Genomic DNA, 25,377 nt, shown 5'->3' on the forward strand with positions numbered 1-25,377 from the left:
TGAAGGCGCGCGCTCTAAAAGCGCGGCAGGTCCGGGAACGGCAGCGCGCCGCCCGACACGTGCATGCGGCCCATTTCGGCGCAGCGGTGCAGGGTGGGGAACACCTTTCCGGGGTTCAGCAGGCTCTTGTCGTCGAAGGCGCATTTCAGCCGCAGCTGCTGGGCGAGATCGACCTCATTGAACATGGTGGGCATGAGGTCGCGCTTCTCCACGCCCACGCCGTGCTCGCCGGTGAGCACACCGCCCACCTCCACGCACAGCCTGAGGATGTCGGCGCCGAAATTCTCCGCCGCCTCCAGCTCGCCCGGCGCGTTCGCATCATAGAGGATGAGCGGGTGCAGGTTGCCGTCACCCGCGTGGAACACGTTGGCGACGCGCAGGCCGTACTGCACCGAGAGTTCGCGCATGCGCGAGAGCACATAGGGCAACTGGCGGCGCGGGATGGTGCCGTCCATGCAGAGGTAATCGGGCGAGAGGCGCCCCACCGCCGGGAAGGCGGCCTTGCGCCCGGCCCAGAAGCCGAGCCGCTCCGCTTCGCTGGTGGAGACGCGCAGCGTGACCGAATTGCAGCCTTCGGCGATGCGCGTCACCTCCTCCAGAAGGTGGGCGCATTCCGCCTCCGGGCCGTCCAGCTCGACGATGAGCAGGGCTTCCACATCCAGCGGATAGCCCACGTTCACGAAGGCCTCGGCGGCGGCGATGGCGTCGCGGTCCATCATCTCGATGGCGGCCGGGATGATGCCGCCGCCGATGATCCGCGCCACGCACTCGCCGGCATCCTCGGAGGTGGGGAAGCCCACCAGCACCGCGCGGGCGGTGTCCGGCTTCTTGAGAAGGCGCACGGTGACTTCCGTCACCACCCCCAGCAGCCCCTCGGACCCGATGATGACGGAGAGGAGATCGAGCCCGCCGGCATCGAGATGCTTGCCGCCGAAGCGCACGATCTCGCCGGTGATGAGCACCATCTCGACGCCCAGCACGTTGTTGGTGGTGAGGCCGTATTTCAGGCAGTGCACGCCGCCGGAATTCTCCCCCACATTGCCGCCGATGGAGCAGGCGATCTGCGAGGAGGGGTCGGGCGCGTAATAGAAGCCGAGATGGTCCACCGCCTTGGAGATGCCGAGGTTCGTCACCCCCGGCTGCACCACGCAGGCGCGGTTGGCGGTGTCGATGTCGAGCACGCGGTTGAACTTGCCGAGCCCCAGCAGCACCGCATCCTGAAGCGGCAGGGAGCCGCCGGAGAGCGAGGTGCCCGAGCCGCGCGGCACCACACGGATCTCGTTGTCGTGGCAGTATTTGAGGACGGCGGCCACCTGCTCGGTCGTGCTCGGCAGCACCACCACGAGGGGCAGTTGGCGATAGGCGGTGAGGCCATCGGATTCGTAGGGCCGCATCTCCCGTTCGTGGGCGATGACGCCCTCGCCGGGCACGATGGCCCGGAGCGCGGCGATGATCTCCTCCCGTCGGGCGAGCACCCGAGCATCCGCTTCCGGCAGCCTGAGGCCCGGAGTGGTTCCCGTCATGTCGGCGTCCCTTTGAGCCGTTCTTGTTGGAGGAACTATAATCGGTTCATTCGGGAAAAAACGTCGCCCATTCTTTCCCTGACGGATAAAGTCGCGGCCCGAAGACAAAACAATCGGCCGGCGCATGACCCCCGGCCAGGAGGAGCGTCGATCGATGATCGGCAATCTGGGCGACCTTGAAATCTTCGCGCGCATCGTCACCGCCGGCAGCCTTTCCGCCGCCGGGCGGGAGATGGGGCTGTCGCCTCCGGTGGTGTCCAAGCGCGTGCAGCGGTTGGAGGAGCGGCTCGGCGCCCGGCTGTTCCAGCGCACCACGCGCAAGGTGGCGCTCACCGAGGCGGGACAGGGCTTCTACGAGCGGGTCGTGACCATCCTCGCCTCCATCGAGGAGGCGGAAAGCCAGCTCGCCCGCAAATCCACCGAGGCGCGGGGCCTGCTGCGCGTGTCGGCGCCTACCTCCTTCGGCCGGCTGCACATCGCGCCCAATCTCCTGCCGCTCATGGAGGCGAACCCGGACCTCACCATCGACCTCGAACTGTCGGACAGTTTTGTGGACATCGTGGGCGAGGGCTTCGACGTGGCGGTGCGCATCGCCGACCTCGACGATTCCAGCCTCGTCGCCCGCCGCCTCGCCCCCGTCCACCGGGTGCTGTGCGCGACGCCGGACTATCTCGCCCGCGCCGGCGAGCCGAAGCAGATCTCCGAACTCTCCGCCCATGTTCTCCTCGCCACCCACGGGCAGGACCCGTGGAAGCTGGAGGGGCCGGAGGGGGCGGTGACGCTGCGCGTGCATTCCCAGTTGCGCACCAATTCCAACGAGGTGGTGCGCGAGGCGGTGCTCGCCTCGGTGGGCATCGCTCTGCGCTCCACCTGGGATGTGGGGCCGGAACTGCGCTCGGGCGCGCTGAAGGTGGTGCTGCCGCGCTGGCGCGCCTCCCACCGGGTGGGGCTGTTCGCGGTCTATCCCTCCCGCCGCTTCCTGCCGCAGAAGGTGCGGGTGTTCATCGACCACCTCGCCGCCCTCTACGGCCAGGGCCACGGCGGCATCCCGCCCTGGGACGAGGGCCTCTCGCGCCTGTTCGAGCCGGAGCCGCAGGGCTGAGGTGCAGGACGGGCTGCCAAGGTGTTGTTGCGCCCAGTGAATTATCACCACCGTCATGCCCGGCCTTGTGCCGGGCATCCACGTCGGGCCGATGGCGCGATGGAGGAAGACCTGACCCCGGCCCCACCACGTGGATGGCCGGGACAAGCCCGGCCATGACGGTTGTTGTTGGGACACGCGCGCATCCCGGGGACACGGGAGCCCCACTTCCCCCTCCTCCGACAAGCGGAAATCGGGTTGGCCTTTCCGGTGGGCGCGTTCATAAGGGCGGCATTGCCGCGACGTGACTGTTGATTGCCCCGCTCAAGATGACCAAGCCCCCTCCTGTTCCCCTCACCCTCGCCGGCATGGCGGAAGGCGCCCGCGCCATGCTGCCGCTGATGCCCGGCATCGCCGCCTTCGGCATGGCCTTCGGCGCTGCCTCCATCCAGAAGAGCTTCACTCTGCTGGAGGCGACGCTCTCCTCGGCGCTGGTGTTCGCCGGCCTCGCCCAGATGGTGGCGCTGGAAGGCTGGACCCAGCACTGGACCGCCGGCTCCCTTTTGGCGCTCGGCTTCCTCACCATGACCGTGAACATGCGCCACGTGCTGATGGGCGCCTCGCTGCGGCCCTGGCTCGGCACCCTGCCGGCGTGGAAGTCCTATCCGGCGCTGATGATGATGGCCGACAACAATTGGGCCGGGGCCCTGCGCTATCGCGCCGAGGGCGGCAGCGATGCCGGCTTCTTCGTCGGTTCCGGGCTTATCACCTGGGTGGTGTGGGTGCTGGCCACCGCGGTGGGGCACCTCGTGGGCGGCGGCATTCCCGATCCGAAGGCGGTGGGCATCGACCTGGTGGTGCCCGCCTTCTTCATCGCCATGCTGCTTCCCAACTGGAAGGGCAAGCGCGAGGCGGTGGGCTGGGGCGTGGCGGCGGCGGTCTCCACCGCCGTGTCGTTCGTGCTGCCGGGCTGGTGGTTCATCGTGATCGGCGCCGTCGCGGGCGCGCTCGCAGGCGGGTTCACCGACGATGACCGTTGATGCCGGCACCCTCACCGCCATCCTCGTGATGGCGGCCGCCACCGCCTTCAACCGCGCCGGCGGCTTCTGGCTGATGCGGCTCGTTCCCGTGACGCCGCGCGTGCGGCGGGTGCTGGATTGCCTGCCCGGCGCGGTCCTGGTGGCGCTGCTGGTGCCCGGCGCCGTTCAGGGCGCGGTGAAGGGCGACATGGGCATGCTGGGCGGCCTCGCCGCCGCCCTCGTCGTCACCCGCCTGACCCGCAGCGACCTCCTCGCCGTGGTGGTGGCCATGGCGGTGGCCGCGGGGATCAGGGCGTTCTGGGGATAGGTCGGCGGCGGTCGATCTGGTCCACCTTCCCCGTCCTTGGAGCCGTCATCCCCCGGTTCATCCGGGGGATCCACCGGCCCGCCGGTCCCATCTGAGACGTCAGGCACCGCTTCAGACCATCCGTGGATCGCCCGCACGAGGCGGGCGATGACGACGCTGAAGGGGAGGGACGCCCCAAACGAAAACGGCGGGCCGAAGCCCGCCGCTGATTCCTCATCCGAAAATCCGTCCCTCAGCCCGGCGCGCCGGGCTTCGCCGCGGCCTGGGTGCCGGGGGCGGTGGCCGGTGCGCCGGGGGCGACGGAGGGGTCCACCGGCTTGGGCTTGGGCTTCGGCCGCGGCGTGGTGATGGAGCGCACCTGGGTGATCACCTCATCATGGAGGCGCGGCGACTTCTCGATGTTGAAGTGGTCGATGCCGCCGATGGCGTTCAGGTTGCGGTTGACGATGTTGCCACGGAAACCCGGGCCGGCCGTCAGGCGCTTACCGTAGCCGTTGTTGGACTGGTAGTAGTTGACGAAATAGCCCGCCGAGGCGCCCACCTGGGTCACGCCCACCGGATCAAACGTCACCACCAGCTTGGGCGGAGTGCCCAGCGCGGTCAGGCGCTCGGCCATCTCCACCGCCGCATCGGCGCCGAGGGAATGGCCGACGATGATGATGGGGGAATTGCCGGTGGCCCGGCTCTCTGCGGCGGCGGCGTCGGCGAGGGACGCCCACTGGCCGTACTCGTGCACCGTCGCGGGGATGCCGCGGGCGTTCAGCTTCTTGGCAAGGTCGTCCATGCCCAGTGAGAAAACGTTGGCGAGCCCCCGCAAAAGGTAGACGTGGCCGCGGTTCTGCTGGGCCAGCGCCGGCTGGGCGACGCAGAGGACGACGACCGCTGCAAACAGCGCCCGGACGAAGCGCAAGCCAACTTTCATTGTCTCACCATTGCTGAAAAGTGACCGAGTACTGCCGCCAAAATGACGGACGGGCAATACCGTATTCCTCATCCGGCACATGCGCGCGGTCGGGGGTGACGTTTTTTCCCGCCCCGTGTCGCGCCTGCATCACGCCGGCCGCGGAGGTAAATTCGCGTTTTGCGAGGAACTCAGTGTACTGTACCGTTGAAGTTGTGGTAACCTCGAATTACTTCCCTTCAGTCAGGTGAGGACGAAGTCGTGCGAGTGCTCGCAATCGGAACGGCCGGGGGTGCGCAGATCAGTGCGCTGGCGCCGTTATGGCCCATTTTCTGCCAGGATGGCTTGCGGCGGGGCAGGGGCGAACCGGTCCAGCCGCTGCCGTCAGACCCTCAGGTCCAGCCGGGTCGCCCACCCGGGGGAATCCTGTTGGTGGCCGTGTTTTCAGCCATCTCCGGCGCCATCATGGGCTGCATGTTCGGCGGCTTCCTCACCGTCGCGCTGGCGATCTTCCTCGCCGTGCCGCTGGGGGTGGCGCTGGGCATCTGGGCGTCGCGCCTGACCCAATAAGCCGGCGCTCGCTGCAGCCCGTTCGCGGTTGCCGCTCCATCAACCCCCTCAGCGCGTCGGTCCGCCCACCAGCAGCACATGCAGGCTGCGCGGACCATGGGCGCCGAGCAGCAGGGTCTGCTCGATGTCGGCGGACCGCGACGGGCCGGTGATCCAGTTCACCGTGCGCGGCAGCACGCTTTCGCCATAGCGGGCGCGGATCAAGTCCCACACCGTTTCGTAGTCCCCCGCCACGTCGGCCGCCTCCACCACCACCAGATGGTGGTCGGGCAGCAGGTTGAGGGTGGAGGGGTTCTCCGGGCCGGAGAGCATCACCACCGTCCCTGATTCGGCGATGCCCGCGAAGGCGTGGGAGAGGCCGGCGAGCTGGCGCCCGTCCGAGGGGCCGATCCACACGTCGAGGGCCGGGGCTCGCTCCCACGGCAAAGCGGCGAGGCGGTCGTCCGCGCCGCGCAGGATGGTCATGGGCAGGTTGCGCGACCTGAGATAGGCGGCGATCGCCTCCGGCACCTCGGCCGTGGAGGCCAGGTGATCGATGGTCGCCGCCGCGCCGATCACCATGTCGCGGAACAGAGCGAGGCGTTCGGCCTCCGGCAATTGCCCGCGCGCCGGGATGACGCCGCGCGGATGCGAGGCGATGCGGTCGGCCACCGCCTGCCGGCGCGGTGCCTCCTGCGAGGTCACGCCCAGCGCGGCGCGGATGGAGGCGAAAACGGTGTCGCGCGAACTCATCAGTGCACCCCTCGTCCTGAAGCCGCGCGACGCTCCGCCTGCCGGGCGCGCCATTGGGCCTGGAAGGTGTCGCCCTGCGGCGCGGGGAAATCGCGGTGCTGGGTCCACCCGCCGGCAAGCGGCAGGGCGGCGAAGCGCCCCTTGGTCCGCCCCAGAAGCGAAAGTGCGCCCATGGCGAGCCGCGTCGCCGGCCGGTAGAGCCAGCCGCGCCGGGCGAAGAAGCCCCACACGGAAAGGCCGAAGCGCTGGGTCGCCGGGGTCAGGTGGCGCTCGAATTCCTTCTCCCGCCAGTGCCGCATCAGCTTGGGCAGGGGGATGCGCATGGGGCACACCTCCTCGCAGCGGCCGCAGAAGGTGGAGGCGTTGGGCAGGTTGCGCCCCTTCTCCACGCCGATGAGCGCCGGGGTGAGCACCGAGCCGATGGGGCCGGGATAGACCCAGCCGTACGCATGGCCGCCCACCGCATGATAGACCGGGCAATGGTTCATGCAGGCGCCGCAGCGGATGCAGCGCAGCACCTCGCGCAATTGCCCGCCGAGCATGGACGAGCGGCCGTTGTCGAGGATCACCACGTGATACTCGCCCGGCCCGTCCGGATCACCGGGGCGACGGGGGCCGGTGGAGAAAGTGGTGTAGACGCTCATGTCCTGCCCGGTGGCCGAGCGGGCCAGCACGCGCAGGATCTGGCTCACGTCCTCCAGCGTCGGCACCAGCTTTTCCAGCGAGGCGAGCACGATGTGCGCCTTCGGCAGGGTCTGGGTGAGGTCGCCGTTGCCCTCGTTGGTGACGATGATGGAGGTGCCCGTCTCCGCCACCAGGAAGTTGGCGCCGGTGATGCCCACGTCCGCCGCCAGGAACTTCTGCCGCAGCTCGCCCCGCGCCTCGGCCAGCAGCGAGGTGGGCTCGGAGAGGTCGCGCTCCGGGGGCAGATGGGCGTGGACGCGGCGGAAATCGGCTTCCACCTGATCCTTGTTGAGGTGGATGGCGGGGGCGATGATGTGGGAGGGCGCCTCGCCGCGGATCTGGATGAGATATTCGCCCAGATCCGTCTCCACCGGCTGGATGCCGGCCGCCGCGAGATGGTCGTTGAGGCCGATCTCCTCGGAGATCATGCTCTTGCCCTTGGTCACGGTCTTCGCGCCGAGGCGCTTGCAGATGTCCGTGACGATGGCCCGCGCGTCCGCCGCATCCACGGCGAAATGCACATGGCCGCCCGCCGCCTTCGCCTTCGCCTCGAAACGCTCGAGATAAAGGTCGAGGTGGGCCAGCGTGTGGTTCTTGATGTCGCGCGCCGAGTCCCGCAGGGCGTCGAACTCCGGCAGCTTCTCGGCCGCCGCCGCGCGCTTGCCGATGAAGCCGGGGCCGACCTTGGAGAGCGCGCCCTGCAGTGGCAGGTCGGCCAGCGCCTTCTTTGCATTGTCCTTGAAGCGGGGGGTGGTGATCTCGACGCTCATCGTTTCGCCTCCCGGGCGGCCGGCTCGCCGATGGCGGGCGCGTTGCCCATGCCGGCGAGCACTTCGGCGACGTGGAGGGCTCGCACGGGGTGGCCCTCGCGCTGGAGCTTGCCGGCCATGTTCATGAGGCAGCCGAGATCGCCCGCGAGCAGCGTATCCGCGCCGGTGGCGGCGACGTTGGCGGACTTCTTCTCCACGATGGCGTTGGAGACGTCGGGATATTTCACGCAGAAGGTGCCGCCGAAGCCGCAGCAGGTGTCGGCGTCCTTCATCTCCTCCAGCGCCAGCCCCTCCACTGTTTCGAGCAGGAGGCGCGGCTGCGCCTTCACCCCCAGCTCGCGCAGGCCCGAGCAGCTGTCGTGATAAGTGACGGTGCCGTCATAGGCGGCTTCGACGCAGGTGACGCCGCGCACGTCCACGAGGAAGGACGTCAGCTCGAACACCTTGGCGCAGAAGCGCTCCACCCGCCCGGCCCAGTCCGGTTCGCCGGTGAACAGCTCGGGATAGTGGGTCTTGATCATGCCGGCGCAGGAGCCGGAGGGGGCGACCACGTAATCGAAGGTCTCGAACGCGGCGATCATCTCTTCCGCCAGCGCCCGTGTGGTGGTGCGGTCGCCGGAATTGAAGGCGGGCTGGCCGCAGCAGGTCTGCGGCGGCACGGCAACCTCGCAGCCGGCATCTTCCAGCAGCTTGGCGGCGGCAAAGCCCACCGAGGGGCGGATGGTGTCCACGAGGCAGGTGCAGAACAGGCCCACCCGCAGGTGGCGCGCCCCATCGGGCGAAGTGTGCGCGGTCATGATGCCCCGTGCGTTGGATCGGGCGCGGGAGCGCCCGCCGCTGATTGGAACGGCTCTATAGCACCGCGACCGGGGCGGTGAAATGACGGCCCGGAGCAAAGGCCCGTGTGCGATCCGCCTCGCACCCCGCCCGTCACGCGATGTCGATGACCGCCCCCGGCCTGAGCCGTGCCAGCAGGCGCGTCATGTCCGACCGGCGCAGCGCGACGCAGCCTTCCGTCGCCGTGAACCCCGGCCGGGCGAGATGCACGAACACGGCAGAGCCGCGCCCGGCGACGCGGGGGCGCTGGTTGTGATCGATCACCAGCACCAGGTCGTACAGGGCATCGTCGCGCCACATCTTCTCGTGCGACACCTTGCGCGCGCCGCCGAGCGGCAGCGTGACGGGGCAATTGTAGCGCCGGTCCGCCCGGTCGTCGCACCAGCCGTCGGCGGGGCGGATGGAACGGGTGGGAAGGCGGGAGACGGGGCGCGGACCATGGTCGGGCCGGTAGAGAAGGGCGAGGATGCGCCAGCGGCCGGCCGGGGTGCGCCCGTCGCCCTCGCGCTTGTCGGCGCCGATGCCGGAGCGCCCCAGCGCCACCGGGATCGACAGTCCGCCCGCCCGCAGGATCCCCTGATGGCGGCTACCGGGGCGGCGGCTGACGGCGATGCGGGAGATGCCCACAGGATTAGCCTGCCTCATGACTTAGTGTGATACCTCTCCACAGCTGTCCCCGGATGGAAATTTGCGCAGAGCCATGTCCATGCTCTACTTGCGCGATTCGCGCGTCCGCAAGGGCGCAGGAGGAATTGATGCCCAATGCGTGGAAAATCCTGGTGGTCGAGGACGACCCGGAGCTGCGCGATGCGCTGATCGAGCAGCTCGCGCTCCAGGACGAATTCGAGCCCGTGGGCGCGGACACCGCCGGCGGCGCCGTCGAGCAGGCGAAGAACGGGGCCATCGACCTCGTGATCATGGACGTGGGCCTGCCCGACATGGACGGGCGCGACGCCGTGCGCCAGATGCGCCGCAACGGCTTCAAGGCGCCCATCCTGATGCTGACCGGCCACGACACCGACAGCGACACCATCATGGGGCTGGAAGCCGGCGCCAACGACTATATCGTGAAGCCGTTCCGCTTCGCGGTGCTGCTGGCGCGGCTGCGCGCCCAGATGCGCTCGCACGAGGCGAGCGAGGATGCGGTGTTCGCCATCGGTCCCTATTCCTTCCGGCCGGGGGCGAAGCTCCTCCTCACCGAGCGCGGTTCCAAGATCCGCCTCACCGAGAAGGAGACGGCCATCCTGCGCTATCTCTACCGGGCCGGGAAAAACCCAGTGCCGCGGGAAACGCTGCTGCAGGAAGTGTGGGGCTATAATTCCGGCGTCACCACGCATACTCTGGAAACCCACATCTACCGCCTGCGCCAGAAGATCGAGCCAGATCCCTCCAATCCCACCCTTCTTGCGACCCAGGCCGGGGGCTACAAGCTCGTGCCCTGACGGCCGGGCCGGACCATCATGCACAGCCAGTTGAGGAACCTCCTTCCGTGAGCATCGACAGGGACATCGCGCTGCTCCGGGGGATCGCCACCTTCGATCTGCTCAGCGACGGCGCCGTGCGCCTGCTCGCCCAGGGCGCCGAGGAAATGCGCCTCGCCGAGGGTGATGTGCTGTTCCGGATGAACGAGACATCCGACGGCGCCTTCGTGGTGGTGTCGGGCCGGCTGAAGATGATGGATGAGCGGCTGCCGGGCGCCCCGCGCCTGCTGAAGGACGTCACCACCGGCGCCCTCGTCGGCGAGACCGCCCTCATCATCGCCACCCCGCGGCCCGCGACGGCCGTGGCGGGGGAGGAGACGGTGGTGATTCGCCTGCCGCGCGAAGTGTTCACGCGGGTGCTGGAGCGTTACCCCGAGGTCACCGCCAAGTTCCGCCGCGCCATCGCCCGCCGGCTGGAGGGGACGCTGCGCGCCCTCGACGGGGTGCGGGTGAAGCTGGAAGAGCACCGCCAGCGCCGCCGGCGCTGACGGGTCCGGCCCGAGGCCGTCCCATCAGGCCGCGGCGGATACGCCCTTCGATCGGCGGGGCGTAAAGCGCGCCATCTGCGTCAGGGCGTCGGCCGAGAGGGCATCCATGGACATGTAGGCGTCGATGGCCGCGCCCATGTCGCCGCTTGCCGTGCCCGCGACGATCCGCTCGCCGCAGGCCGCGAGCTGCCGGCCGAGCGCCGCCAGCTGGGACAGCATGGCCGGATCTTCGACCGCCGCCCCGTCAATCCCGGCAAAGCCGTCCCCGAGCGGGGCGTTGCGCGCCTGGAATCCGCGGAGATCGGCGGCGGTCACGCCGGCGAGGCATTCGGCGAGGCTCCGCTTCCACGCCATGTGGTCGGACTTGAGGCGGCGGACCGCCGCGGCGGCGCCGGCCCCGGCCGAGGCGCGGGAGATAAGGTCGCCGGCGATGGCATCGGCGCGGCCAAGGAGGCCGGCGGCGGTAGCGGAATCGGTCTCGTTCTGGTTGGCGAGCCGGGCGATCTCGCCGAGCCGGTCGGAAAGGTCGCGCAAGGCCGCGCGCCGCTCGCCCAGCATCACGGCGATGCGTCCCACCCCGTCGGTGGAGGCGCTGACGCGGGTCTCGATGCCGTCCATGTCGGTCATCACCGATTCGACGATGGCGCGCCCCTCCTCGACCCGGGTGGCGCCGGCGCCCATGGCGTCCAGCATGTCCTTCACCACCACGGACAAGGCCTGGAGCTGGTCGCGGATGAGGTCGGTGGTGCGCGAGGCCTCCTCGGACAGGGCCTTGACCTCGGCCGCGACCACCGCGAACCCCCGCCCCGCCTCGCCGGCCCGTGCCGCCTCGATGGTGGCGTTCAGCGCGAGCAGCTTGGTCTGCCGCGAGATGGAGCCGATGGAGGTGGCGAAGCCGCCGATGGACTGGGTGGCGGAATTCAGGTGGGCGAGCCGCGCCTCCAGCTCGCCGAACGCTTCGGCGATGCCGCTCATGGCCTGCCCGGCGGTGCGCGTCTTGGCCGCGCCGGAGGTGACGAGCCGCAGGGCGTCCCCGGTCTCCCTCCCCGCATCGGCACCGAGCTGGGCGATGGTCTCGATGGTGGCGGCGATCTGCGCCACGGCGGAGGAGGCCGAGGTGGTCTCGCCGGCGAGCTTGCGCGCATTGCCGTTGGACCAGGCCATCAGGCACAGGATTTCGTTGAGGTTGGCCGAGATGTCCACGGCCGGCCCGAGCGCTTCCACATCGCGCAGGCCGCTGACGGATGCGGGCGGCCCCGCGACGGAGGACGTCGGTGCCGTGCTGGATGTCGCCATGGGTGCCTTGCTTCCTCCGGGCGTCCCCTGCCGCGGATGCGCATGGCGCTCCGTCTTGTACGCGGATCGGGGACGTCGCCGCAGCATGCCGGGCGAGGCTTGCGCGAGCCTGAGGTCGGCGCGGGTGCCGGCGCGCGAAGGCCCTAATAGAGCCCGGTCAGGAACGGGCCGAGCACGGCCAGCACCACCACCACCGCCAGCGGCGGCACCTTCCACACCGTCAGCAGCAGGAAACCGGTGATGGCGGCGGCGAAGTCCATCGGCCGCTGCACGGCACCGGTGAAGACCGGGGTGTAGAGCGCCGCGCCGAGGATGCCCACCACCGCCGCATTGGCCCCACGCATGGCGGCCTGGGCCAGCGGCAGCCCGCGCAGCGTGCTCCAGAAGGGCAGCATGCCCGTCACCAGCAGCAGGCCGGGCAGGAACACCGCCACCAGCGCCACCACCGCGCCTGTCATCCCGCCGGCCGGCGGGGCCATCACCGCGCCGAGCCAGGCGGCGAAGGTGAAGAGCGGGCCGGGCACCGCCTGGGCGAGGCCGTAGCCGGCGAGGAACTGGCCGGGCAGCACCCAGCCGGTGGTCACCACTTCCGCCTGCAGCAGCGGCAGCACCACATGGCCGCCACCGAACACCAGGGCGCCGGAGCGATAAAAGGACTCGAACACGCCGATATAGGGCGATGCTGCCTTGAAGAGGGGCGGCAGCACCAGCAGCAAGGCGAAGACCACGAGCAGGATGGCCCCCGTCCGCCGCTCGAGGGGCACCGGCAGATGGCTGACGGCGGGCGTCGCAGTTGCGCTCCCGGCCGGCGGGTTCTCGTCCTGACACAGGAACAGCCCGGCGATCGCGCCCATGGCGATGGCCGCCACCTGACCGAAGCTGCCAGCGGCGAGGGTGACCATGACGATGGCGCTCAGCGCGATGCCGGCGCGCGGCTGGTCGGGGGTCAGCGTCCGCGCCATGCCCCACACCGCCTGCGCCACCACGGCGACGGCGACGAGCTTCAGCCCGTGGAGGATGCCGCCGATGACGCCGCCATAAAGGGCGGCGGTGCCCACATAGGAGGAGAGCAGGCCGAGGGCGGCGAGCAGGATGGCCGAGGGCAAAGTGAAGCCGGCCCAGGCCGCGAGCCCGCCGAGAAATCCGCCGCCCCGGATGATCCCGAGGGCGAAGCCGAGCTGGCTGGAGGCCGGGCCGGGCAGGAACTGGCAGAGCGCCACGAGGTCCGCATAGCCGGCGTCGTCGATCCAGCGGCGGCGTTCCACCAGCTCGGCGCGGAAATAGCCGAGATGGGCGATGGGGCCGCCGAAGGACATGAGCCCCAGCTTCAGGAAGGCGCGGAACACCTCGCCGACAGAGCCCGCCGACTTCTCTTCCGGCGTTTCGACCGCTTCATCCGCCATGGTCAGCTCCTGATCCTCAGGGTCTGGATGTCATCGCCGCCCCGGCCGGTCAAGCGCGGCGCGGCAAACAAAAAAGCCCGCCTCCGGAGAGGCGGGCAGCTGGGGAGGACCGGTGTCGCGCCGCGCGCGGTGGCCTCAGGCGACGGCCTTCACGCCGGGGGCGGTGGAGATGAGGCCCTCGTCGAACTCGTCTTCCAGCGAGATGGGTTCGCCGTCGAGCACGCGCAGCAGCTTCGCCTTGTCCAGCTCGCCTTCCCAGCGGGCGACCACGATGGTGGCCACCGCGTTGCCGACGAAGTTGGTGAGCGCGCGGCACTCGGACATGAAGCGGTCGATGCCGAGGATGAGGGCAAGGCCCGCCACCGGAACCGACGGCACCACCGAGAGCGTCGCGGCCAGGGTGATGAAGCCCGCGCCGGTGATGCCCGCCGCGCCCTTGGACGACAGCATGGCGACCAGTAGCAGCAGGACCTGCTCTTCCAGCGAGAGATGGATGCCGGTGGCCTGGGCGATGAACAGGGCCGCCAGCGTCATGTAGATGTTGGTGCCGTCGAGGTTGAACGAATAGCCCGTGGGGATCACGAGGCCGACCACCGACTTGGCGCAGCCGGCGCGCTCCATCTTCAGCATCAGGCCGGGCAGGGCCGCTTCCGAGGAGGAGGTGCCGAGCACGAGGAGCAGTTCCTCGCGGATGTAGCGCAGCAGCTTCCACAGGGAGAAGCCGTTGTAGCGCGCCACGAGGCCCAGCACGATGAACACGAACAGCGCCGCCGTGAGGTAGAAGGTGAAGATCAGGAAGGCGAGGTTCTTCACCGAGCCGATGCCGTACTTGCCGATGGTGAAGGCCATGGCGCCGAACGCGCCGATGGGCGCCGCCTTCATCACGATGGCCACCAGCCGGAACATGGCGTGCGAGGCGGAGGTGAGCACCTTGAGCACCGGGGTGCCGAGATCGCCCACGCCGCCGAGCGCGATGCCGAACAGCACGGCGAAGAACAGCACCTGCAGGATGTCGCCATTGGCCATGGCCGACACCGGCGTCGCCGGGATGATGTCCATCAGGAAGCCGATGATGGAGGCGTCATGCGCCTTCGCCGCGTAGGTGGCGACGGCCTTGGGATCCAGCGTCTTGGGATCGATGTTGAGCCCTGCACCGGGCTGCACCACGTTCGCCACGATGAGGCCGATGACGAGGGCCAGCGTGGAGAAGGTGAGGAAGTAGATCATGGCCTTGCCGGCCACGCGGCCGACCTTGCCCATGTCGCGCATGCCGGCGATGCCGGTGACGACGGTGAGGAAGATGACGGGGGCGATGACCATCTTCACCAGCTTGATGAAGGCATCGCCCAGCGGCTTCAGGCTGGCGCCAAAGTCCGGATAGAAATGGCCGAGCAGCGAGCCGGCGATGATCGCCACGATCACCTGGAAATAGAGGTGATGGTAGAACTTGCGGGGGTAATGGTGATGGGGCGCGGGATGCGCCGGTATAGCGTGGGCCATCTCAGGACCTTCCTCCGCCGGGCCGTTGGTGCCTCTTGCGGCCGCTCTGGCCTGGGCACTTCAGGATCGGATGCTTCGTTAAGGGCCGGCGCAGCGCGCCGTTCGACGCTTCCCTCTGCGCAAGGCGCATGCCAGTTCAGAGCGGGACGCGGAGCACGCGCAACACGTTGATTCGAAATGTTTTCTCCGCGAGGCTCCGCCGCCCCTCTCGACTCCGCGTGCGGTGAGGCGCACATTGCCGTCAAAATCTGTGCGGAAATCCGCACATCAGGAGAGCCTCCGTGGCCGAGCCGGGCGTCCCGCCGAGCCCTGAACGCCCCTCCCGCCGCCGCCTGCTGACGGTGGGCGGCACGGCGCTGGCTGCGCTGGCGCTGATGGTCACGCTGGACCGGGTGGCGGACTATGCGGCCCGCCGGTGGGCGGTGGCGCAGGTGGCGGCCTCCGCCGAGACGGCGGCGGCGCTGCGCGTCGCGGTGCTGCGCAGCGAGATCGACAAGCAGCGCTCTTTGCCCGTGGTGCTGGCGCAGGACCCGGAGGTGCGCGGCGCGCTGGAGGCGCCGGACCCGGCCCGCCTCGACGCCCTCGACCGGCGGCTCGATGCCCTCGCGGAGGGGGTGCGCACCGGCGTCATCTATCTCATAGATGCCGAGGGCCACACGGTCGCGGCCAGCAACTACCGGACCCCGGAGAGTTTCCTCGGCTCCGACTACGGCTTTCGCCCCTATTTCCGCGTGGCGCTGGCCGAGGGGCGGGCGGAGCATTTCGCCTTCGGCACGGTCAGCCGCAAGCCGGGCCTTTATCTGGCGCAGCGGGTGGAGGCGCAGGGGCGGGTGCTCGGCGTGCTCGTGCTCAAGGCCGAGTTCGACGCGCTGGAGGCCGCATGGCGGCGCTTCGCCGAACCCACCTTCGTCACCGACGAGCGGCACATCGTGCTCATCGCCTCGGAGCCCGCCTTCCGCTTCCGCACCACCGTGGCGCTCGATCCGGTGGAGCGCGATGCCATCCGCGAGAGCCTGCAATTCGGCGATTCGCCCCTCACCCGGCTCGATCTCGGCCCCTCGCCCGAGGAAGGTGGCGTCCTGCGCCTGCGCCTGCCCGGCCGAAATGCGGCGCAGGATTTCGTCGCGGTGGACATGCCCGTGCCTTCCACCTCGTGGACGCTCACCGTGCTCGCCCCCACATCAGCCACGACGCGCCTCGCCACCACGGCGGCCCGCGCCTCGGCGGCGCTCGCCGGCGTCGTCGGCCTCGGCTCGGCCGGAGTGTGGTGGACCCGGCGCCGCCGCCGCGTCCGGGCGCTGGCGCGGGAAGCGGAGGCGCGCCGGGCGCTGGAGGCCCGCGTCGTCGAGCGGACGGCGGAGCTGTCCGCCGCCAATGCGCAACTGGTGACGGAGATGGAGGAGCGCCGCCGCGCGCGCCTCGCCTTCGACGCTTTGCAGGACGAACTGGTGCAGGCCTCCAAGCTCGCCGTGCTCGGCCAGATCGCCGCCGGGGTCGCCCATGAGGTGAACCAGCCGGTGGCGGCCATCCGCACCTTCGCGGAGAATTCCCGCGCCTTCCTCGACCGCGGCGAGCCGGCCGCCGCCGCCGCCAATCTCGACACCATCGCCGCGCTGACCGAGCGCATCGGCGCCATCACCGGAGAGCTGCGCGCCTTCGCCCGGAAGTCCGCCGCCCGCATCGAGCCGGTGGCGCTCGCCCCGGTCATCGACGGCGCGCTGCTCTTGATGCGCTATCGCCTGCTCCAGACCGACATCGCTCTCGCCCTCGACATCGACCGCCCGGACGTGGCGGTGACGGGCGACCGCATGCGCCTCGAGCAGGTGCTGGTGAACCTCATCCAGAACGCGGCCGAGGCCATCGGCACGCGGCGCGACGGGGAAATCCGCATCCGGGTCGAGACCCGGCCCGACACGGTGGTGGTCACCGTCGCCGACAATGGTCCGGGCCTGCCGGAGGAGATGCTGGGGGCGCTCTTCCTGCCCTTCAACACCACCAAGCCGCAGGGGCTGGGGCTGGGCCTCGTCATTTCCAAGGACATCATCGCCGAGTGCGGCGGCAGCCTGAAGGTGGAGAATGACGGCGGCGCCGTCTTCACCGTCACCCTGCCCCGCGCCCGGGGACTCGACACCGGAGCCGGCACGGCATGACGGAAAGCAACGCGGTGGACGTGGCCTTCATCGACGACGATCCGGCTCTGCGCGCGGCCAACGTGCAGGCGCTGATGCTGGCCGGCCTCACGGTCGCCGGCTACGCCTCGGCGCTGGAGGCGCTGGAGGCGATCGACGCGGACTTTCCCGGCGTCGTCGTGACCGACGTGCGCATGCCGCGCATCGACGGGCTGGAGCTGTTCCGCCGGCTGAGGGCGCGGGACGCGGACCTGCCGGTCATCCTGATTACCGGTCACGGCGACATCGCCATGGCGGTGGATGCCATGCGCGAGGGCGCCTACGACTTCCTCGCCAAGCCCTATGCCTCCGAGCGGCTCGTCGCCAGCATCCGCCACGCCCTCGACCGCCGCCGGCTGGTGCTGGAAAACCGCGAGCTGAAGCGCGCCGTCGCCACCACGCAGGACGACCTGCCGCTGCTCGGCACCAGCGCTGTCATGGCGCGCCTGCGGCAGATGCTGCGCCAGATTGCCGATGCGGACGTGGACGTGCTGGTGGAGGGGGAGACCGGCTCCGGCAAGGAGGTGGTGGCCACCGCCCTCCACCGCTGGAGCCGCCGCGCCACCCGCCCGCTGGTGGCGGTGAATTGCGGCGCGCTGCCGGAGACGGTGATCGAGAGCGAGCTGTTCGGCTACGAGGCCGGCGCCTTCACCGGGGCGCTCAAGAAGCGGGTGGGGCGCATCGAGCACGCCCATGGCGGCACGCTCTTCCTCGACGAGATCGAGGCCATGTCACCGGCCCTCCAGGTGAAGCTGCTGCGCGTGCTGGAGGCGCGCGAGATCGCGCCGCTGGGCACCAACGAGACGCGGCGGGTGGACATCCGCGTCGTCGCCGCTTCCAAGGTGGACCTGCCGGCGCTGGTGCGGCAGGGCAGCTTCCGCGAGGATCTCTATTACCGCCTGCACGTCGCCTCGGTGCGCATCCCGGCCCTGCGCGACCGGCGCGGCGACGTGCCGTTGCTGTTCGGCCACTTCCTCGCCCGCGCGGCGGAGCGCTTCAACCGGGCGCCGCCGGAGCTGGACGCCAGCGTGCTGCGTCATCTCGCCGAACATGACTGGCCGGGCAATGTGCGCGAGCTGGTGCATTATGCCGAACGCGTCGCGCTGGGGCTGGTGGAGCCGGAGCCTGCCTCCGTTCCGGCCGAGGCCGACGGCGGCAAGGGCACCCTGCCGGAGCGGGTGGACGCCTTCGAGGCGCAGGAAATCCGCGCCGCGCTGGAGGCGCACAAGGGCGACGTGCAGGCCACCGTGGCCGCCCTCGGCATCCCCCGCAAGACCTTCTACGACAAGCTCCGCCGCCACGGCATCGACCAGGCGGCGTATCGCGGCGGGCGGTGAGGGGGCGGCATCACGATCATCCACCGCGGAACAGTCGCGCGCTCGAACCCCATTCACCATCGTCATGCCCGGCCTTGTGCCGGGCAACCACGTGGCGCGGCCGGGAGTAGCTGCCAACCATCTTCAGAATCGGCCCGACGTGGATGGCCGGGACAAGCCCGGCCATGACGGCGGTGAGGTCAGTGTCGGGATAACGGCCCCGGCCCGTCAGCCGGCGCCCCTATGGCCGAGGTCACCGGCGGTTAAAGCGCTCCCCCTCACCCCAGCTCGAACGTGGTGATGCCGAAGATGCGATCGAGCGGCAGATCCGGCCCCGAGCCGCGATACATGCGGCTGGTCTCGAACACCGGGGTGAGCCCCGCCCCTTCGGCGAGGGCGCGGGCGGCGGGGTTGGGATCGGGAATGTCGAGGAACACCTGATCGCCCGCCGCCGTGCGCGCGAGGGTGGAGAAGAGCGCGCCGGCCACCGCCGCGTCGTCGGCGAAGAGCGGGCCGATCTTCCATCCCGCCCGGCAACGGCGGAGGACGCCATAGCCCTTCACCGCGCCGTCCGCCACGAAGACGCAGGCACGCCCCTGCGGCGGGGCGAGCCACGCCTTCAGGAAGTTCGGGCGGGGAAAGCCGAAGCAGGCGCGGTCCAGCGCCGTGACGGCATCGCGGTGGGCGGGCGTGATGTCCACCACGCGCGGGTCGGGCGCGGCCTCCGGCGCCATGCCGCCGAAGCGGAAATTGGCGTAGGCGCGCTTGAAGCCGTCGCGGGCGTAGGTGCCCTGCTGCTCCACCACCGCGTCGAGCCCCACCGGGCCGTCGAGCCGCCTGAAGGTGTCCTGCCACAGCGCGAGGCCATGGCCTTCGCCGCGCAGATCCGGGCGGCAGATGTAGAAGCCGACGAAGGCGAAGCCGCCCTCATAGCGCGTCGCCGAGATCACTGCGGCCAGCGCACCATCGAGGAAGAGGCCACGGAAGGCGTGCGTATCCTGCGCGAGGAAGGCGGCGGCGTCGGCAAGGCCGGGGTTCCAGCCCTCGCGGGCGGCCCAGTCCACGGCGGTGTCCACCTCGACCGGGGTGAGGGTGCGGATGCTGCGGGTGGCGCCGGCCATGGCGTGGTCCTCCCTTTACTCCGGATCGGCCGCCGGCGGCGGGGGCAGGTCGCGGGCGACCGTCTCGAGGAAGCCGGCGAGGTCTTCGGTGACGTGGTTCACATAGGCGTCCTCGCGGCCCTCGAACTCCCAGCTCTCGCGCGCCGCCACCGTCTGGCCGGGAGGCACCACCAGAACCGTCACCATGCCGAGGCGGTGGGGCACTTCCAGATTGCGGGCGAGGTCCTCGAACATGGCGGCGCGGGTCGCTTCCACCCCGTGCGCACGCAGGAAGCGCTCGTAGGCCTCCTCGGTGGGCTTGGGGTGGAATTCGGCGGCCACGATGTCGTGCACGGCGGTGAAGTGCGCATCCATGCCGAGCTTTTCCAGCACGTTGCGGGCGTGGCGCTCAGAGCCGTTGGTATAGACCAGCTTCTGACCCGGCAGCGCCTCGATGGCGGCAGCGAGGCGGGGGGAGGCGTCGAGGGTCGAGAGGTCCACGTCGTGCACATGGGCGAGGAAGGCGGCGGGTTCCACCCCGTGCTCGATCATCAGCCCGCGCAGGGAGGTGCCGTAGCGCCGGTAATAATCCTTCTGGATGCGGAAGGCCTCCTCGGGCGCGATGCCGAGAAGGTTCGAGATGTACGCCTTCATGCGGGCGTCGATCTGGCCCCAGAGGTCGTGCTGGGCGGGATAGAGGGTGTTGTCGAGGTCGAACACCCAGGTGTCCACGGCCTCGAAGGCCGCCGATGAAAGCGCTGCGGGAGAAGACAAAATCATCGGCGGACCATGCCTCAGAACGGGCCGCGGGAATAGATGTCGGAGAGCATCCCCTCGATGGCGCGGATGCGGGTCTGGTAGGCATTGGAGATGCAGGCCGCGTCGGCCTTGCAGGCGGCGCGCTCCACCAGCCAGGCGCGCTGGTCGTCCTGGATCGCGCCGCGCTGGCCCATGCCCACCATCTTGGTGATGACGCCGTAGAGCGTCGCCATCTTCACGTCGAGCTGGGCGAGGTCGCAGCTCTTGCAGATGGCCACCTCGTCCGGCGCGCTGACACCGTTGCACGAGAAGCTCGCGGCGGACGCGGGAACGATGAGGATCGCGGCGAGCGTGGCGGCGAGGACAGCGGACTTCAGGCGCATGGGTTTCTCCCTTGAGTGGCGGGATTGGTGCGTGGCGGGATTGGCGGATCAGTCGGCGGCGGGCCGCAGGGTGTCGCCCACCCGGACTCGGCCGGAGCGCACCACCTTGGCATAGATCCCGCAGTCCGCGTGGCCGTAGGCGGACACGAGGCCCTTCACCACATTGAGGTCGCGGGCGGCGGTCGCGGGGTTCACGTTCACCGCCGCGCAGCGCTCGGTGCGCTTGAGGATGGCGATGCGCGCCGTGCCCACATCGAGCCGGGCGCCGGCCATCTCCAGCTCCGCGCCGGCCGGCCAGCCCTCCAGATGCAAATTCATACGGAAGCGGCGGGGGTCCAGCTCCGCCTCCATCCGCGCGCCGAGGTCGCGCACGCTCGCGAGGTTGAGAAGAGAGAGGAAGCCGGAGCGCAGCGAATCCGTGAAGCGGAAGCCCTCGGGCGCGGTCAGCAGCTTCAGCGGGCCGCGCGCCTCTTCGCCCATATAGAAGGTGAGGAAGGCCTCCACCTCCGCCCGTCCCTCGGGCGTCGAAAGGTTGGCCGCCACCACCTCGTGGCCGTCGAGGGCGAGCGTGAGCGTCGCCGTCGCCACGTCATAGCGGGAGGCGAGGGCGGCGAGGCGGGCGTCCCGCATCAGCATGAGGAAGGCGGTCTTCTGCCGATAGGCGGGCTCGGCCGGATCGAAGCCGCTGGGGCCGTTCTCCACCGCATAGAGGCGATCGTTCGGGAAGAAGGCGCCGGCGGTCAGCTCCACGGCGTCCAGTGCCTCGGGCGACAGGCCCTTCACCGGATGGCGGTAGAGGGCGGTGACGGCGGCGGGGGGCAGCTCGGCGGCCGGAATGGCAGGGGCAGAAGAGACGGACGGCACGGGCATGCGGGGCGCTCCTTCAGGTCCGGAGGCCCCGGCGTCCCATGCCCCGCCGGTCCGGTCAAGGGCGGGTGAATTTTCACCTGGATCAAGGCGATGGCGGCGTGCCGGACCTAGCCTCGATCGAGCGGAGGGCGGTGGCGGCGCGGTTTGGCCCGGCCGGCTTGAAATCGTGCAGCCACCCCCTTCCGTTGCAGCGGGGCCACACCCACATGAGGCACGGCGCGGGTTTGTTCCGCCTGCGCGACGGTAGCCGGGGATGCCGGGACCGTGTCCCGCCGCGCCCCCTATGCTTCTTGGAAGGTATCGGGCGCGGGAAGGAGGAGAGACAGATGAATTTTGAGATCTATACCGAGCGCGCGCGTGGCTTCGTCCAGTCCGCCCAGTCGCTGGCGGTGCGGGAGGGCAACCAGCAGTTCACGCCGGAGCACCTCCTGAAGGTGCTGATGGACGATCCCGAAGGCCTGTGCTCGGGCCTCATCCAGCGCGCGGGCGGCAATCCCACGCTGGTGCGCGCCGAGGTGGAAGCGGCGCTGAAGAAGCTGCCGAAGGTGTCGGGCGGCTCGGGGCAGGTTTACGTGTCCCAGCAGCTCGCCAAGGTGTTCGAGACCGCCGAGCAGGCGGCCAAGAAGGCGGGTGACGGCTACGTCACCGTCGAGCGGCTTCTGCTGGCCCTCGCCATCGAGAAGGACACCGACGCCGGCAAGATGCTGGCGAAGGCGGGCGTGACCCCGCAGACCCTGAACGCGGCCATCGAGGCCCTGCGCAAGGGCCGCACCGCGGACAGCGCCACCGCCGAGAACGCCTATGATGCGCTGAAGAAATATGCCCGCGACCTCACCCAGGCCGTGCGGGACGGCAAGCTTGACCCGGTCATCGGCCGTGACGAGGAGATTCGCCGCACCATTCAGGTGCTGGCGCGCCGCACCAAGAACAATCCCGTGCTCATCGGCGAGCCCGGCGTCGGCAAGACCGCCATCGTGGAGGGCCTCGCCCGCCGCATCGTGGACGGCGACGTGCCCGAGAGCCTGAAGGACAAGAGCCTGCTTTCGCTCGACATGGGCTCCCTCATCGCCGGCGCGAAGTATCGCGGCGAGTTCGAGGAGCGCCTGAAGAGCGTGCTTTCGGAAGTCGAGGCGGCCGAGGGCGGCATCATCCTCTTCATCGACGAGATGCACACCCTCGTCGGCGCCGGCAAGACCGACGGCGCCATGGATGCGTCCAACCTGCTGAAGCCCGCCCTGGCCCGCGGCGAGCTGCACTGCGTCGGCGCGACCACGCTCGACGAGTATCGCAAGCACGTGGAGAAGGACGCGGCCCTGGCCCGTCGTTTCCAGCCCGTCTTCGTCTCCGAGCCCACGGTGGAGGATACCGTCTCCATCCTGCGCGGCCTGAAGGAGAAGTACGAGCTGCACCACGGCGTGCGCATCACCGACTCGGCGCTGGTGTCTGCGGCGGTTCTCTCCAACCGCTACATCACCGACCGCTTCCTGCCCGACAAGGCCATCGACCTTGTGGACGAGGCGGCCTCGCGCCTGCGCATGCAGGTGGATTCCAAGCCCGAGGAGCTGGACAGCCTCGACCGCGAGATCATGCGTCGCAAGATCGAGCAGGAGGCCCTGAAGAAGGAGACCGACAGCGCCTCCAAGGACCGCCTGAAGCGCTCCGAGAAGGAGCTGGCGGACCTCGAGGAGAAGGCCTCCGTCCTCACCTCCAAGTGGAAGTCCGAGAAGGAGAAGCTGGGCGAGGCGACCACCGTCAAGGCCAAGCTCGACCAGGCGCGCGCCGATCTCGCCTCCGCGCAGCGGCAGGGCGAATACCAGAAGGCCGGCGAGCTCACCTATTCGGTGATCCCGCAGCTGGAGAAGAAGCTCGCCGACATCGAGAAGGCGGGCGCGGCCGGCGGCATGGTGGAAGAGGCGGTGACGCCCAGCCACATCGCCGGCGTCGTCTCCCGCTGGACCGGCGTGCCGGTGGACAAGATGCTCGAAGGCGAGCGCGAGAAGCTCCTGCGCATGGAGCTGGAGCTGGCGAAGCGCGTGGTTGGCCAGTCGGAGGCGGTGGCCGCCGTCTCCACCGCCGTGCGCCGCGCCCGCGCCGGCCTTCAGGACCCGAACCGGCCCATCGGCTCGTTCCTCTTCCTCGGCCCCACGGGCGTCGGCAAGACGGAGCTGACCAAGGCTTTGGCCGAGTTCCTGTTCGACGACGAGACGGCGATGGTGCGCATCGACATGTCGGAATACATGGAGAAGCACTCCGTGAGCCGGCTGATCGGCGCGCCTCCCGGCTATGTGGGCTATGACGAGGGCGGAGCGCTGACCGAAGCCGTGCGGCGCCGGCCCTATCAGGTGGTGCTGTTCGACGAGGTGGAGAAGGCGCATCCGGACGTGTTCAACGTCCTCCTGCAGGTGCTCGACGACGGGCGCCTGACGGACGGACAGGGCCGCACGGTGGACTTCCGCAACGTGCTCATCGTCATGACCTCCAACCTCGGCGCCGAATTCCTCGCCGACCCGCGCCAGCCCATGGGCTTCAAGGTGCCGGGCCACGAGGGCGACCAGGTGGTGTCCGACGAGGAGGCCTACGACATGGTGATGGGGGCCGTGCGGCGTCACTTCCGCCCGGAATTCGTCAACCGGATCGACGAGATCGTCATGTTCCACCGCCTGAAGCGGGACCAGATGGACACCATCGTGGACATCCAGATGGGCCGGCTGCGCAAGCTGCTGGAGGATCGCAAGATCACCATCGAGATCTCGCCCGAGGCCCGGCACTTCCTCGGCGACAAGGGCTACGACCCGGCCTATGGCGCGCGCCCCCTGAAGCGCACCATTCAGAAGCTGGTGCAGGACCCCCTCGCCGAGAAGATCCTCGGCGGCGAGATCCTCGACGGCGCCAAGGTGAAGGTGGGGCTGGCCGACGGCCACCTGACCTTCACCAGCGAAGCGGCGAAGGTGGATCAGGCGGCCTGAGGGGACTGGGGTTTAGGGTGTGAGATGGACCCCCGGCGTGCGAGCGCCGGGGGTTTTAATGGATCATGATGCTGGGGGTCAAAGGCATTATGCGATGCCGGACGGTTTCCATTAATCCGTTGATGAGGATTACAGGATGGGATCAATTTCCTATCTAGAGCTTAGAAAGATTGTATATCTTGATCCACAGGCCGTTGATGGGCGGTCGATACTGATTATGCCATTCTGGGATGGGTCCGAATGGCATCTATGGACCGAGGCGCCGCCCGGTTCTATTATAAAGCTGCAAATTGTTGATGCAGTACATTCTAACTACATTGCGAAAGAGCCTGTTACCAAGTCTGATATTTATATAGAATTCATTGATTTAATGTGGCAAAGGGCGACTTGGCCTGAAATAAACAAATTAATGTTAGGCATACAGGATGATTTTCATCTTCTTGCGACCAGCTTATGCAAATTAAGACATTTTTTCGATAAGAAAGATGTAATAGATTCAAGCATTATTAGTTCGTTCGTTAAGTCAGAACTTGAGTATATAGTGACTGTGTCAAGATCTGTGTTTGATCTGATTCAGGAGGTCATAGCTTTTCTGTGGAATAATTGCATCACGCTGAGCGATTTAGAGCGAGATGCCATCAGGCGGCGTCACAAGTTGCCAGATAAATTTACAAAAACTGCCATCCGTGAGCGGGGCGAGGCTAAGTCTGTTGAGGAATTAACTGATAAATACGCAATTCCCATTTCGTTGGCCGAGGAATATCACAGGCTATCGCCATTCTATGTGTCGCTTTTGAGAATTCGGGATAAAATAATTCATGGCGGCGGAAGTGTTGAGACCGTTTTTGCGACAGAAAAGGGCTTTTGCGTAGATCCCAAGGCGCCGGCATTTTCAGAATTTTTATGGACCGATGAGCATAGATACAACGAAAATTTGGTCTCCTTAATTCCTTGGATTGCTAATATCATATTCGGAACTATCGACGCTTGTAACCGGATTGTGGGTTCTTTTGCCTCGATGATCGCTATGCCGCGCGAAATGGCGCCCGGCTACCGCGTTTTTATTCGTGATCCGGCAAATGTTGGCCTCTTGCAACTTGCTGATGTCATTAATAAAAAGCGTTTTTGGTGGTCAGATATGACGACAGTGGCCTAGATCCTTGCTTCACAGATGAGAGACCTTTCCCTTTTATATGAGGAAG

23 protein-coding genes are annotated in these 25,377 nt (G+C 68.6%); 10 read left to right on the forward strand and 13 right to left on the reverse strand.

What is annotated here, in order from left to right; all coding sequences use genetic code 11:
- Positions 1-14: 14 nt before the first annotated feature.
- Positions 15-1,523: an FAD-linked oxidase C-terminal domain-containing protein gene (locus tag V5F74_RS22175; protein WP_250165526.1), complete on the reverse strand. Its 1,509-nt coding sequence runs from the start codon at positions 1,521-1,523 to the stop codon at positions 15-17.
- Positions 1,524-1,677: 154 nt separating this feature from the next.
- Here V5F74_RS22175 and V5F74_RS22180 point away from each other — a divergent pair, with 154 nt between their 5' ends.
- The 3 genes from V5F74_RS22180 (at position 1,678) to V5F74_RS22190 (ending at position 3,951) form a co-directional block, all read left to right on the forward strand.
- Positions 1,678-2,625: a LysR family transcriptional regulator gene (locus V5F74_RS22180; protein ID WP_029556368.1), complete on the forward strand. Its 948-nt coding sequence runs from the start codon at positions 1,678-1,680 to the stop codon at positions 2,623-2,625.
- Between the two features lie 308 nt (positions 2,626-2,933).
- On the forward strand, positions 2,934-3,644 hold the full coding sequence (locus V5F74_RS22185) for an AzlC family ABC transporter permease (protein WP_029556369.1): 711 nt from the start codon (positions 2,934-2,936) through the stop codon (positions 3,642-3,644).
- Entirely contained in the window at positions 3,634-3,951 is a 318-nt protein-coding gene (locus V5F74_RS22190; protein WP_029556370.1) for an AzlD family protein, read from the forward strand. Before V5F74_RS22185 ends, V5F74_RS22190 begins: the two co-directional genes overlap by 11 nt.
- 232 nt (positions 3,952-4,183) lie before the next feature.
- Here the strand turns inward: V5F74_RS22190 and V5F74_RS22195 are convergent, their stop codons facing one another.
- The gene (locus V5F74_RS22195; protein ID WP_197022949.1) at positions 4,184-4,873 is read right to left on the reverse strand and encodes a thioesterase domain-containing protein; all 690 of its coding nucleotides are present in this window, start codon (positions 4,871-4,873) and stop codon (positions 4,184-4,186) included.
- A 411-nt stretch (positions 4,874-5,284) separates the two neighbouring features.
- On the opposite strand from V5F74_RS22195, the gene V5F74_RS22200 reads away from it, so the two are divergent.
- Positions 5,285-5,422, forward strand: a complete 138-nt coding sequence (locus V5F74_RS22200; RefSeq protein ID WP_156026274.1) for a hypothetical protein — start codon at positions 5,285-5,287, stop codon at positions 5,420-5,422.
- Positions 5,423-5,470: 48 nt separating this feature from the next.
- On the opposite strand, the gene V5F74_RS22205 is transcribed toward V5F74_RS22200, so the two are convergent.
- From V5F74_RS22205 to V5F74_RS22220, 4 genes are all read right to left on the reverse strand, one after another.
- A complete protein-coding gene (locus tag V5F74_RS22205; protein ID WP_394009993.1) occupies positions 5,471-6,154 on the reverse strand; it encodes a LutC/YkgG family protein in 684 nt (227 codons plus the stop codon).
- Complete coding sequence (locus V5F74_RS22210; RefSeq protein WP_394009994.1) at positions 6,154-7,608, reverse strand: LutB/LldF family L-lactate oxidation iron-sulfur protein; 1,455 nt, start codon at positions 7,606-7,608, stop codon at positions 6,154-6,156. Before V5F74_RS22210 ends, V5F74_RS22205 begins: the two co-directional genes overlap by 1 nt.
- Positions 7,605-8,405, reverse strand: a complete 801-nt coding sequence (locus V5F74_RS22215; RefSeq protein WP_394009995.1) for a (Fe-S)-binding protein — start codon at positions 8,403-8,405, stop codon at positions 7,605-7,607. Before V5F74_RS22215 ends, V5F74_RS22210 begins: the two co-directional genes overlap by 4 nt.
- A gap of 133 nt (positions 8,406-8,538) precedes the next feature.
- Positions 8,539-9,090, reverse strand: a complete 552-nt coding sequence (locus V5F74_RS22220; protein ID WP_394009996.1) for a L,D-transpeptidase family protein — start codon at positions 9,088-9,090, stop codon at positions 8,539-8,541.
- A gap of 110 nt (positions 9,091-9,200) precedes the next feature.
- On the opposite strand from V5F74_RS22220, the gene V5F74_RS22225 reads away from it, so the two are divergent.
- On the forward strand, positions 9,201-9,887 hold the full coding sequence (locus V5F74_RS22225; protein ID WP_024281375.1) for a response regulator transcription factor: 687 nt from the start codon (positions 9,201-9,203) through the stop codon (positions 9,885-9,887).
- Between the two features lie 47 nt (positions 9,888-9,934).
- Positions 9,935-10,414, forward strand: coding sequence for a Crp/Fnr family transcriptional regulator (locus V5F74_RS22230; protein ID WP_051678906.1), 480 nt, complete (start codon positions 9,935-9,937; stop codon positions 10,412-10,414).
- Positions 10,415-10,438: 24 nt separating this feature from the next.
- On the opposite strand, the gene V5F74_RS22235 is transcribed toward V5F74_RS22230, so the two are convergent.
- From V5F74_RS22235 to V5F74_RS22245, 3 genes are all read right to left on the reverse strand, one after another.
- Positions 10,439-11,710 (reverse strand): methyl-accepting chemotaxis protein, encoded by a 1,272-nt coding sequence (locus V5F74_RS22235; protein WP_394009997.1) that lies wholly within the window; start codon positions 11,708-11,710, stop codon positions 10,439-10,441.
- A 143-nt stretch (positions 11,711-11,853) separates the two neighbouring features.
- Positions 11,854-13,113 (reverse strand): chromate efflux transporter, encoded by a 1,260-nt coding sequence (chrA, locus tag V5F74_RS22240; RefSeq protein WP_394009998.1) that lies wholly within the window; start codon positions 13,111-13,113, stop codon positions 11,854-11,856.
- Between the two features lie 135 nt (positions 13,114-13,248).
- Positions 13,249-14,613 (reverse strand): dicarboxylate/amino acid:cation symporter, encoded by a 1,365-nt coding sequence (locus V5F74_RS22245; protein WP_038192827.1) that lies wholly within the window; start codon positions 14,611-14,613, stop codon positions 13,249-13,251.
- A 281-nt stretch (positions 14,614-14,894) separates the two neighbouring features.
- On the opposite strand from V5F74_RS22245, the gene V5F74_RS22250 reads away from it, so the two are divergent.
- Both V5F74_RS22250 and V5F74_RS22255 read left to right on the forward strand, forming a co-directional pair.
- Positions 14,895-16,763, forward strand: a complete 1,869-nt coding sequence (locus V5F74_RS22250; protein WP_029556380.1) for a sensor histidine kinase — start codon at positions 14,895-14,897, stop codon at positions 16,761-16,763.
- Entirely contained in the window at positions 16,760-18,118 is a 1,359-nt protein-coding gene (locus V5F74_RS22255) for a sigma-54-dependent transcriptional regulator (protein ID WP_029556381.1), read from the forward strand. The genes V5F74_RS22250 and V5F74_RS22255 overlap by 4 nt, the downstream gene beginning before the upstream one ends.
- A 257-nt stretch (positions 18,119-18,375) precedes the next feature.
- Here V5F74_RS22255 and V5F74_RS22260 read toward each other — a convergent pair whose 3' ends face one another.
- The 4 genes from V5F74_RS22260 to V5F74_RS22275 are packed head-to-tail and all read right to left on the reverse strand — an operon-like array spanning position 18,376 to position 21,209.
- On the reverse strand, positions 18,376-19,218 hold the full coding sequence (locus tag V5F74_RS22260) for a GNAT family N-acetyltransferase (protein ID WP_029556382.1): 843 nt from the start codon (positions 19,216-19,218) through the stop codon (positions 18,376-18,378).
- Positions 19,219-19,233: 15 nt separating this feature from the next.
- The gene (locus V5F74_RS22265) at positions 19,234-19,977 is read right to left on the reverse strand and encodes a pyrimidine 5'-nucleotidase (RefSeq protein WP_029556383.1); all 744 of its coding nucleotides are present in this window, start codon (positions 19,975-19,977) and stop codon (positions 19,234-19,236) included.
- A gap of 14 nt (positions 19,978-19,991) precedes the next feature.
- Positions 19,992-20,339: a lysozyme inhibitor LprI family protein gene (locus V5F74_RS22270; RefSeq protein WP_029556384.1), complete on the reverse strand. Its 348-nt coding sequence runs from the start codon at positions 20,337-20,339 to the stop codon at positions 19,992-19,994.
- Positions 20,340-20,387: 48 nt separating this feature from the next.
- Entirely contained in the window at positions 20,388-21,209 is an 822-nt protein-coding gene (locus V5F74_RS22275; RefSeq protein ID WP_394009999.1) for an MOSC domain-containing protein, read from the reverse strand.
- A gap of 326 nt (positions 21,210-21,535) precedes the next feature.
- Here V5F74_RS22275 and clpB point away from each other — a divergent pair, with 326 nt between their 5' ends.
- Positions 21,536-24,175 carry an ATP-dependent chaperone ClpB gene (clpB, locus tag V5F74_RS22280; protein WP_029556386.1) on the forward strand — a complete coding sequence of 880 codons (2,640 nt, stop codon included), beginning with the start codon at positions 21,536-21,538 and terminating at the stop codon, positions 24,173-24,175.
- A gap of 136 nt (positions 24,176-24,311) precedes the next feature.
- Positions 24,312-25,331: a hypothetical protein gene (locus V5F74_RS22285; protein ID WP_394010000.1), complete on the forward strand. Its 1,020-nt coding sequence runs from the start codon at positions 24,312-24,314 to the stop codon at positions 25,329-25,331.
- Positions 25,332-25,377 lie beyond the last annotated feature (46 nt).

The organism is Xanthobacter aminoxidans, assembly GCF_043193615.1.
In the GTDB taxonomy this organism is placed as follows: Bacteria; Pseudomonadota; Alphaproteobacteria; order Rhizobiales; family Xanthobacteraceae; genus Xanthobacter; species Xanthobacter aminoxidans.

Excerpts from the sequence above, each read along its gene's own strand:
- V5F74_RS22285 (WP_394010000.1), top strand. The coding sequence starts at position 24,312 with ATGGGATCAATTTCCTATCTAGAGCTTAGAAAGATTGTATATCTTGAT.
- V5F74_RS22190 (WP_029556370.1), top strand. The coding sequence starts at position 3,634 with ATGACCGTTGATGCCGGCACCCTCACCGCCATCCTCGTGATGGCGGCC.
- V5F74_RS22235 (WP_394009997.1), bottom strand. The coding sequence starts at position 11,710 with ATGGCGACATCCAGCACGGCACCGACGTCCTCCGTCGCGGGGCCGCCC.
- V5F74_RS22210 (WP_394009994.1), bottom strand. The coding sequence starts at position 7,608 with ATGAGCGTCGAGATCACCACCCCCCGCTTCAAGGACAATGCAAAGAAG.
- V5F74_RS22225 (WP_024281375.1), top strand. The coding sequence starts at position 9,201 with ATGCCCAATGCGTGGAAAATCCTGGTGGTCGAGGACGACCCGGAGCTG.
- V5F74_RS22255 (WP_029556381.1), top strand. The coding sequence starts at position 16,760 with ATGACGGAAAGCAACGCGGTGGACGTGGCCTTCATCGACGACGATCCG.
- V5F74_RS22270 (WP_029556384.1), bottom strand. The coding sequence starts at position 20,339 with ATGCGCCTGAAGTCCGCTGTCCTCGCCGCCACGCTCGCCGCGATCCTC.
- clpB (WP_029556386.1), top strand. The coding sequence starts at position 21,536 with ATGAATTTTGAGATCTATACCGAGCGCGCGCGTGGCTTCGTCCAGTCC.
- chrA (WP_394009998.1), bottom strand. The coding sequence starts at position 13,113 with ATGGCGGATGAAGCGGTCGAAACGCCGGAAGAGAAGTCGGCGGGCTCT.
- V5F74_RS22195 (WP_197022949.1), bottom strand. The coding sequence starts at position 4,873 with ATGAAAGTTGGCTTGCGCTTCGTCCGGGCGCTGTTTGCAGCGGTCGTC.
- V5F74_RS22215 (WP_394009995.1), bottom strand. The coding sequence starts at position 8,405 with ATGACCGCGCACACTTCGCCCGATGGGGCGCGCCACCTGCGGGTGGGC.
- V5F74_RS22185 (WP_029556369.1), top strand. The coding sequence starts at position 2,934 with ATGACCAAGCCCCCTCCTGTTCCCCTCACCCTCGCCGGCATGGCGGAA.
- V5F74_RS22180 (WP_029556368.1), top strand. The coding sequence starts at position 1,678 with ATGATCGGCAATCTGGGCGACCTTGAAATCTTCGCGCGCATCGTCACC.
- V5F74_RS22220 (WP_394009996.1), bottom strand. The coding sequence starts at position 9,090 with ATGAGGCAGGCTAATCCTGTGGGCATCTCCCGCATCGCCGTCAGCCGC.
- V5F74_RS22245 (WP_038192827.1), bottom strand. The coding sequence starts at position 14,613 with ATGGCCCACGCTATACCGGCGCATCCCGCGCCCCATCACCATTACCCC.
- V5F74_RS22260 (WP_029556382.1), bottom strand. The coding sequence starts at position 19,218 with ATGGCCGGCGCCACCCGCAGCATCCGCACCCTCACCCCGGTCGAGGTG.
- V5F74_RS22205 (WP_394009993.1), bottom strand. The coding sequence starts at position 6,154 with ATGAGTTCGCGCGACACCGTTTTCGCCTCCATCCGCGCCGCGCTGGGC.
- V5F74_RS22175 (WP_250165526.1), bottom strand. The coding sequence starts at position 1,523 with ATGACGGGAACCACTCCGGGCCTCAGGCTGCCGGAAGCGGATGCTCGG.
- V5F74_RS22275 (WP_394009999.1), bottom strand. The coding sequence starts at position 21,209 with ATGCCCGTGCCGTCCGTCTCTTCTGCCCCTGCCATTCCGGCCGCCGAG.
- V5F74_RS22265 (WP_029556383.1), bottom strand. The coding sequence starts at position 19,977 with ATGATTTTGTCTTCTCCCGCAGCGCTTTCATCGGCGGCCTTCGAGGCC.